Source organism: Methylobacterium sp. 174MFSha1.1, from assembly GCF_900116815.1.
In the GTDB taxonomy this organism is placed as follows: domain Bacteria; phylum Pseudomonadota; class Alphaproteobacteria; order Rhizobiales; family Beijerinckiaceae; genus Methylobacterium.
Window position 1 is genome coordinate 191,336 of record NZ_FPCB01000015.1, and the last position, 7,534, is coordinate 198,869.

Sequence of the window (7,534 nt, forward strand, 5' to 3'; positions counted from 1 at the left end):
CTGCCATGCGGATCGGGCTCGCGGCCGACAACGGCGCCTGGCACAAAGGCAAGCTCCTCGCGGCGCTCAGCGACCTCGGCGCCGCGCCGGTGCTGTTCTCGCTCGCCGACGTCACGGTCGAGACGGGGCATCCCGAGCCCCTGCGGGTGCCGGGCTTCGGCGGCGACCTGCCGGACGGGGTGCTGCTTCGCACCATCGCGGGCGGCACCTTCGAGGCGACGACGATGCGTCTCGGCGTCCTCCACGCGCTCGTCGCCGCCGGCACATTGGTCTGGAACGGACCGGCCGCCATCGAGCGCGCGGTGGACAAGGCGATGACGAGCCTGCTGCTCGCCCGCCACCGCATCCCGACGCCGGAGACCTTCGTGCTCTCGCGCCGCGAGGCCGCCGCCGAGGTGGTGGCCCGGGAGGCGGGGCCGGGACGGCCGCTGGTGCTGAAGCCCCTGTTCGGCTCGCAGGGCGAGGGGCTGCAGCTGATCGCCCGGCCCGAGGAGCTGCCGCCGGAGGAGCTGGTCGGCCGGGTCTACTACCTCCAGCGCTACGTCGCCCGGCGCGACGGGGCCTTCCAGGATTACCGGGTCTTCGTCTGCGCCGGCCGGGCGGTGGCCGGGATGATCCGGGAGGGCGACGGCTGGATCACCAACGTCCACCGGGGCGGGCGGCCGCTGCCCTGGCGCCCGCCGGCCCGGGCCGCGGAGCTGGCGGAACGGGCCGCCGCCGCGATCGGCTGCGGCTACACGGGGATCGACCTCGTCGAGGACGGGGAGGGCGGCTTCCAGGTGCTGGAGGTCAACAGCATGCCGGCCTGGTCGGGCCTGCAGCAGGTGACGTCCGTCGACATCGCCCGGGAGGTCGCCGCCGGCTTCCTGGCGGCTTTGCGGGCGGGCTCGGCGCCGCGCCTCGTCGCCGAGGGGGCGTGATGCGGCCCCTGACCGCGCCGGCGATCGAGCAAGCCTATCTCGCCGCCTGCCGGGCCGAGCTGGCGGCGATCAAGCCCGGCAACGTCCACGTCCACGCCGCCGGGCACCGGATGAGCGTGGCGGATTTCGAGGCGAGCGCGATCCTCTCCGCCCCCCACCTCGCGGCGGCGGGCGCCCGGGTCGGGGCGCGGATCGAGGGCGCGGTCGCCGCCACCGGGGCGGGCATCGGCCAGAACACCAATCTGGGCATCGTGCTGCTCTGCGCCCCGCTCGCCGCCGCGGCCGAACGGCCGGGCCCGCTGCGGCAGGCGCTGGGCGGCGTGCTGGCGGACCTCGACCAAGCGGACGCGGCCGGCCTCTACGCGGCGATCCGGCTCGCCAATCCCGGCGGCCTCGGCCGGGCGGAGCGCCACGACGTGACGACCGACGCCGCCCCGCCTTTTCTCGTCGCCATGGGCGAGGCGGCCTCGCGCGACCGCATCGCGCGGGCCTACGTCACCGGGTTCGAGGACCTGTTCGCCACCGGGCTCCCGGCGCTGGCAGTGGCGCGCGCGGCGGGCCTCACCGAGCCCTGGACCACCACGGCGGTCCATCTCGCCTTCCTGACCGGCTTCCCCGACAGCCACATCGCCCGCAAGTTCGGCCCCGCCGCCGCCGAGCGGGTGCGGGCGGAGGCCGAGGCCGCCCTCCGCGGGCTCGCCCTCGGGGAGGGCGCACGGACGGCCCTGCTCGCCCACGACACCGCCCTCAAGGAGGCGGGCCTCAACCCCGGCACCAGCGCCGACCTCACCGTGGCGACCCTGTTCCTCGACGCGCTCGCCTGCCGGAAGGCGGAGGACGATGCCTCGACCAATGCAACCCGCCAATAAGTCGTAGTCGCGATGCGGCTCATCTGCGGCCGTCTCGGCCGGACTGGACCATTGTACCGGGCCGCCCGCCTTGTTCACGGTTCAGCGGCGCTGTAGTGTCGCGCCGCTATCCGGAGAACCGGTTCGGCCGCGGGCTGAACGCCGACAGCAAGGATGGCGGGGCCGAGTCGCACTGTTACGGCGGCCGGTTAACCTTATCGACACCTGGGAGAACCCCCACATGGCGACGATCAATAAGGTGATGGTGGGCGAAGCCCTCGTCGGTGACGGCAACGAGGTAGCGCATATCGACCTCATCATCGGCCCGCGCGGCAGCGCCGCCGAGACGGCGTTCTGCAACAGCCTGACCAACAACAAGCACGGCTTCACCAGCCTGCTCGCGGTGGTGGCGCCGAACCTGCCGTGCAAGCCCAACACCCTGCTGTTCAACAAGGTCACCATCAACGACGCCCGCCAGGCGGTCCAGATGTTCGGCCCGGCCCAGCACGCCGTCGCCAAGGCGGTGCAGGATTGCGTCGCCGAGGGCATCATCCCGGCCTCCGAGGCCGACGACCTCTACATCCTGGTCGGCGTGTTCATCCACTGGGAAGCCGCCGACGACGCCAAGATCGAGAAGTACAACTACGAGGCCACGAAGCTGTCGATCCAGCGCGCCATCAAGGGCACGCCGACCGCCGCCGAGGTCACGCAGCAGTACAAGACCGCCCAGCACCCCTTCGCGGCGAACGTGGCTTAGACAGGAAACCGTCCGGAACAGTCAGCGGCGCCTCCCCCGCCGCCCCCGCCGCCTCCGCCGCAGGGGCTGTTCCAGCGACTGGCCTCCATCTTCCTCGGTCGTTGACCGCATCATCGGGAGGGCCCCAGCGGGCCCTCCCTTCTTGTTGCCGGTCGCCTCTCCGCGCCCTCAGGCCCGCAGCCGCCCGTCATGGATCGCGCTCGCGACCAGCACCCCGGCAGCGCCCGCCGCCGCCAGGGCCGGCAGGTCCTCCGGCCCGCGCAGGCCACCGGCGGCGTAGAAGGCCGTGCGCGGCGCCAGGGCCTTGAGGGCGGCGAGCCCGGCGAGGTCCGGCCCCGCACCGCTGCCGACCCGCGACAGGGTCATCACGATCACCTCCGGCGGCCAGGTCGAAGGGTCCTCGTGCAGCTCCGGCGCGCCGAGGCGCACGCCGTCGCGGCTGTCGAGGGAGAGCACCGCCGAGGCGCCGAGCCGGCGCACCAGGGCCGCATCCGGCTGGCTCTCGCTGCCGAGCACCGGCCGGCCGAGGCCCGTGATAAGGAACGAATCGACGCCGCCGTCCGTGGAAAAGCCCGCATCGACCCACAGCTCCACCCCCGGGCAGGCCGCGGTGATCGCCCGCAGCGCGCCGAGGTCGGGCGGCGTCCCGTCCATGATCGCGTCGAGGTCGGCGACGTAGAGCCGGCGCGCCGGCCAGGCGCCGAGGAGGCCGCGCGCCACGTCGGCGGGGGCGGGGCCGGGGCTGAGCGGCGTCACGATCGGCGCGTAGCGCTCCCGGTCGCCGGCCCGGGCCCGCACCACCACGCCGCCGCGCAGGTCGAGGACCGGCACCACTTCGGTCCGGGTTGAAGAGCCCGGCCCGCTCATGCCACCCCGCCCCGACCGTTCCCGTGCGAGATCCGACCGTGCCCCATCTCCATCCCCCCGCCTCGCTCTCTCGCGTCATCGGCTGGGACCTCGGCGGGGTCCATGTCAAGGCGGCGCTGGTCGAGGGCGGCCGGGTGCAGGCGGTGGTGCAGGCGCCGTGCCCGCTCTGGAACGGCCTGCCGGCCCTCGACGCCACCCTCGCAGCCCTGCCGGTCTGGGCCCGGGACCCGGCCCGACACGCCGTGACGATGACCGGCGAACTGACCGACTGCTTCACCGACCGCGCCGACGGCGTGGCGCAGCTCGCCGCCTGGGCCTCGGACCATCTGGCGGGCGAGGTCGCGATCTATGCCGGGCGCTCCGGCTTCGTCGCGCCCGGCGCGGCCGCCGCCCGCGCACCCGACGTCGCCAGCGCCAACTGGCACGCCACCGCCGCCCTGGTCGGACGCTTGCGGCCGGACACGCTCCTCGTCGACATCGGCTCGACCACCGCCGACCTGATCCCGATCGGGGACGGGCAGCCCCGCGCGATCGGCTACAGCGACGCCGAGCGGCTCGAGACGGGGGAGCTGGTCTATACGGGGGTGGTGCGCACGCCGCTGCTGGCCCTGTCGCGGACGGCGCCGTTCCGCGGCCGGCGCACGGCGCTGATGGCCGAGTGCTTCGCCACCACCGCCGACGCCTATCGCCTGCTCGGTCGGCTACCGGAGGCGGAGGACCAGCAGGACGCGGCCGACCTCAAGGGCAAGTCGACGCCTGAGACCGAGATCCGCCTCGCCCGGATGATCGGCCGCGACCGTCACGAAGGGACGGGGGAGGACTGGGCGCGGCTCGCCGGCTTCTTCGTCGAGGCGCAGCTGCGCCTGCTCCACGACGCCGCCGGCCTGATCCTGTCCCGCGGCGAGCTGGCCGACGCGGCGCCCGTCGTGATCTGCGGCGCCGGCCGCTTCGTCGCCGCCGAGCTCGCGGCGCGCCTCGGGCGCCCGGCGGAGGAACTGCCCGACCTGATCGCGCCACGCCTCACCCCGGAGGCGGCCGCCTTCGCGTCGACCTGCGGGCCGGCGGTGGCGGTGGGGTTGCTGGCGGCGGGGATCTCAGCGCCCGTTTGACGTCGCGGACCGACTTGAAACCCTCCGCGTCATCCCGGGGCCGCGCAGCGGAATCCGGGATCCATAACCGCTGGCGCTTCCGGAAGAAGCGGACCGCAATCCGCCTCTTTCTCGAACGTCAGCGGTTATGGATCCCGGGTTCTCGTCTTCGACGAGCCCCGGGATGACGAGGCGGACTCCATTGAAGATGGAGCCGCTACGCGGCACTTCTCTCCCGGATCTCCTTCCCCTGACGCTTCAGTCGTCCGGGAAAGGGATTGCTTGAGGAGATGTGACTCGCGCGCGATCAGAACCGATGGGCCAGCGCCGCGCCGAGCCCATCCTCGATCGCCCCGCGCGCACCGAGCCACGGCAGGCTGATCGGGGTGTCGATGAGCAGCAGCAGGGTCCGGCGCAGGAGCTGGTCCAGCGATTCGGGACCGCCGCCCGCCCCGAGGCCGGTGCCGTTGAGCCGGTCGTCGAGCTCCCGGGTGGTGCCGAGGAAACCCATGCTCCAACCGGAGAAGCGGCGCTCGACCGCGACGTCCATCTCGATCACCGCCAGGGTATGGTGGCGCCGGTCGACCAGGATCGATTCGAAGATCGGCTGGACGCCCGTCCGCGGCCCCTCCAGCACCTGGAAGAAGCCGAGGCCGGTATAGACCAGCACACCCGAGACCTCGGCGGCCAGGTTGCGCCGCCGGGCGGTCGCGAGAAGGCGCGCGACGTGACCCTGACCCAGCATCACCTCCGCGGGGTGCGCGGCGGTACTCTTGTAGATGATGCGGAAGATGTCCTGGGACATCCGAATCTCCGGGCAGCGATTCCACCTGGATAGTCCGAACGGTGCCGGTCGCGATAGCACCCGAAGGCACAACCGGGAGAATTCTATGCCAGATTCGCCACCTGAGATAGAATTCCCACACCGAGTTTCAGCTGCGCCAGCGCAGCTCCCGCGGTTCGAGCGGATTGACGAAGGCGGCGCCGGCCTCGCGGGCGCGCAGGAACTCGCGCTTGAGACTGAAATACCATTGAGACTGCACGTCGCTCTCGCCCATCAGCACCATCGCGGGCTTCCGGTCGAGGCCGCGCTGGGCGATCTGGAGCACGTCCCGGTCCTGGCCGAGGAACTGGCGCATCAGCGGCCGTGCGACGGGCTTGAGCAGGTTGAGGCCCGGGATGTTCCAGTACATCGCGTTGATCAGCGCGGTGCGTCCGTTCGCCAGCGGGGAGGCGAAGGTGTAGTTGGCGAGACGCTTCGGGCCGGCGGTGATCCGCTCCAGCCGGACCCCCGGCAGCCGGAACTCGATCTCGACCTCCGGGATCGAGCCGAGCAGGCGGTAGGCGAGGGAGGCGGTCTTCGCCGTGTGGCTCGTCATGGTGAAGCCGAAGGGCGAGGGCGCGAAGTGCTTCACCTTCTCCTTCATGGTCTTCGACGGACGCCACCACCAGGAATCGTGCACGTAGGCGACGTGGGCCGGATCGACGAAGCTGAGCGCCACGAGGTCGAACGAGGCCTCGACCTCCAGGATCTCGACGAGCTGGCCGCAATAGTCGAAATCGACCTCCGGGATCGGCGGCGCCGTCTCCGGGCTGGCGCCCGCCGGGTTCGCACTGGCATGGACCCAGATCAGGCCCGACTTCTCGGCCACGGCGAAGCGGGCGAGGCGGACCGAGGCAAAGTTGGCGTCGTCGCGGCGGGCGAGCGCGGGAATCGCCGCGCAGGCGCCGTCGGGCCGGAACTGCCAGCCGTGGAACGGGCAGACGAGGTTGCCGTCGACGAGGCGGCCGGCCGAGAGCGCCATGCCGCGATGGGGGCAGCGGTCGCGCAACGCGAACAGCGCGCCCGATTCCTCGCGCCCGACCACGACGGCCTCCTCGCCGAGGCTGACCGACCGCATGCCCCCGGGCCGCAGGCTGCGGCTCTCGCCGACGCAGTACCAGACGTCGTCGAGCGCCCGGCGGATCGGATCCCCTGTCATGCTGCCTTCCGCGGTCCCAACCGTTCCGTGCCCCTCGCGGCATTCCTGCCGGCGGATGTCCTTAACGCATCCTGCGGGCGCGTGAAGCGCTCAAGGGCGCGCACCTCCCCCGCGCCGGCACGGCGCGAACGGCCGGCGCCGCGCCGCAAGACGCCGCGGAACGGCGAGCGGGGCCGTTCGTTACCGTGCCGGGATGCCGCAGGGCGAGCGCGCCCTACATGGCTCCCCGGCCGCATGCGCGGGCGGCCCCCCACATCAGAAGCCCCTGACGGAGGATGACACGATGAGCCTGCTCGGGACGATCGTCAGCAAGATCCTGCACCCCTTCGGCGGCGGCGAGGCCAAGGCGGAGACGCCGGACGCCACCACCTCCACCACCAGCGCCCCGGCCGGCGGCTCGGGCGGAGCCGCGAGCGGCGACGTGCCGAAGGTCGACGGCAAGGTCGATGTCGAGGCGGTGCTCAACGACCTGGCCTCCAAGGCCGGCCAGCCGCTGAACTGGCGCACCTCGATCGTCGACCTGATGAAGCTGCTCAACCTCGACAGCAGCCTGTCGGCCCGCAAGGAGCTCGCCCAGGAGCTGCACTACAGCGGCGACACCAGCGACTCCGCCACGATGAACGTCTGGCTGCACAAGCAGGTCATCAAGAAGCTCGAGGAGAACGGCGGCAAGGTGCCGGACGACCTCAAGGATTGATCGGCTGGCCCGCTCCCGATGGGGGCGGGCCGTCCATCATGGCCCAACTGTGTTCGAGTTGGCCAACGAAAATCCGAAACCTCCATGTCATCCCGGGGCTTGGCAAAGCCGAGAACCCGGGATCCATAAACGCTGAGGTCAGTGAAAAAGGCGGGTCGCGATCCGCTTCATCTTGGATCGTCAGCGGCTATGGATCCCGGGTTCCGCTTACGCGGCCCCGGGATGTTGGGGTGGACGGCCCCCGCCGGCATCATAAGTGCCAGGTTGAGGTCGTCTGACACCCAACCGAGGAGACCGTCCGTGACGCAGATTAGCATCATCGGCCTGGACATCGCCAAGTCCGTCTTCCAGTTCGAGGCCCAGGACGCGCAGGGC

At 72.0% G+C, this 7,534-nt stretch carries 8 protein-coding genes; 5 read left to right on the top strand and 3 right to left on the bottom strand.

Going from position 1 to position 7,534, the window contains the following annotated elements:
- The first annotated feature begins 5 nt into the window (after nt 1-5).
- From BM430_RS14710 to fae, 3 genes are all read left to right on the top strand, one after another.
- Nucleotides 6-920: an ATP-grasp domain-containing protein gene (locus BM430_RS14710; RefSeq protein WP_093567998.1), complete on the top strand. Its 915-nt coding sequence runs from the start codon at nt 6-8 to the stop codon at nt 918-920.
- Nucleotides 920-1,789 carry a triphosphoribosyl-dephospho-CoA synthase gene (locus BM430_RS14715; RefSeq protein ID WP_093567999.1) on the top strand — a complete coding sequence of 290 codons (870 nt, stop codon included), beginning with the start codon at nt 920-922 and terminating at the stop codon, nt 1,787-1,789. Before BM430_RS14710 ends, BM430_RS14715 begins: the two co-directional genes overlap by 1 nt.
- A 220-nt stretch (nt 1,790-2,009) precedes the next feature.
- Entirely contained in the window at nt 2,010-2,525 is a 516-nt protein-coding gene (gene fae / locus BM430_RS14720; RefSeq protein WP_093568000.1) for a formaldehyde-activating enzyme, read from the top strand.
- 168 nt (nt 2,526-2,693) lie between these two features.
- Here fae and BM430_RS14725 read toward each other — a convergent pair whose 3' ends face one another.
- On the bottom strand, nt 2,694-3,392 hold the full coding sequence (locus tag BM430_RS14725) for a HisA/HisF-related TIM barrel protein (RefSeq protein ID WP_093568001.1): 699 nt from the start codon (nt 3,390-3,392) through the stop codon (nt 2,694-2,696).
- A gap of 38 nt (nt 3,393-3,430) precedes the next feature.
- Here BM430_RS14725 and BM430_RS14730 point away from each other — a divergent pair, with 38 nt between their 5' ends.
- Nucleotides 3,431-4,501: a hydantoinase/oxoprolinase family protein gene (locus tag BM430_RS14730; RefSeq protein ID WP_093568002.1), complete on the top strand. Its 1,071-nt coding sequence runs from the start codon at nt 3,431-3,433 to the stop codon at nt 4,499-4,501.
- A gap of 286 nt (nt 4,502-4,787) precedes the next feature.
- On the opposite strand, the gene BM430_RS14735 is transcribed toward BM430_RS14730, so the two are convergent.
- Both BM430_RS14735 and BM430_RS14740 read right to left on the bottom strand, forming a co-directional pair.
- Nucleotides 4,788-5,285, bottom strand: coding sequence for a BLUF domain-containing protein (locus BM430_RS14735; RefSeq protein ID WP_093568003.1), 498 nt, complete (start codon nt 5,283-5,285; stop codon nt 4,788-4,790).
- Nucleotides 5,286-5,412: 127 nt separating this feature from the next.
- The gene (locus BM430_RS14740; protein ID WP_093568004.1) at nt 5,413-6,462 is read right to left on the bottom strand and encodes an aromatic ring-hydroxylating oxygenase subunit alpha; all 1,050 of its coding nucleotides are present in this window, start codon (nt 6,460-6,462) and stop codon (nt 5,413-5,415) included.
- Between the two features lie 283 nt (nt 6,463-6,745).
- Between BM430_RS14740 and BM430_RS14745 the strand changes: the two genes are divergently transcribed.
- A complete protein-coding gene (locus BM430_RS14745; RefSeq protein WP_093568005.1) occupies nt 6,746-7,159 on the top strand; it encodes a DUF3597 domain-containing protein in 414 nt (137 codons plus the stop codon).
- Nucleotides 7,160-7,534 lie beyond the last annotated feature (375 nt).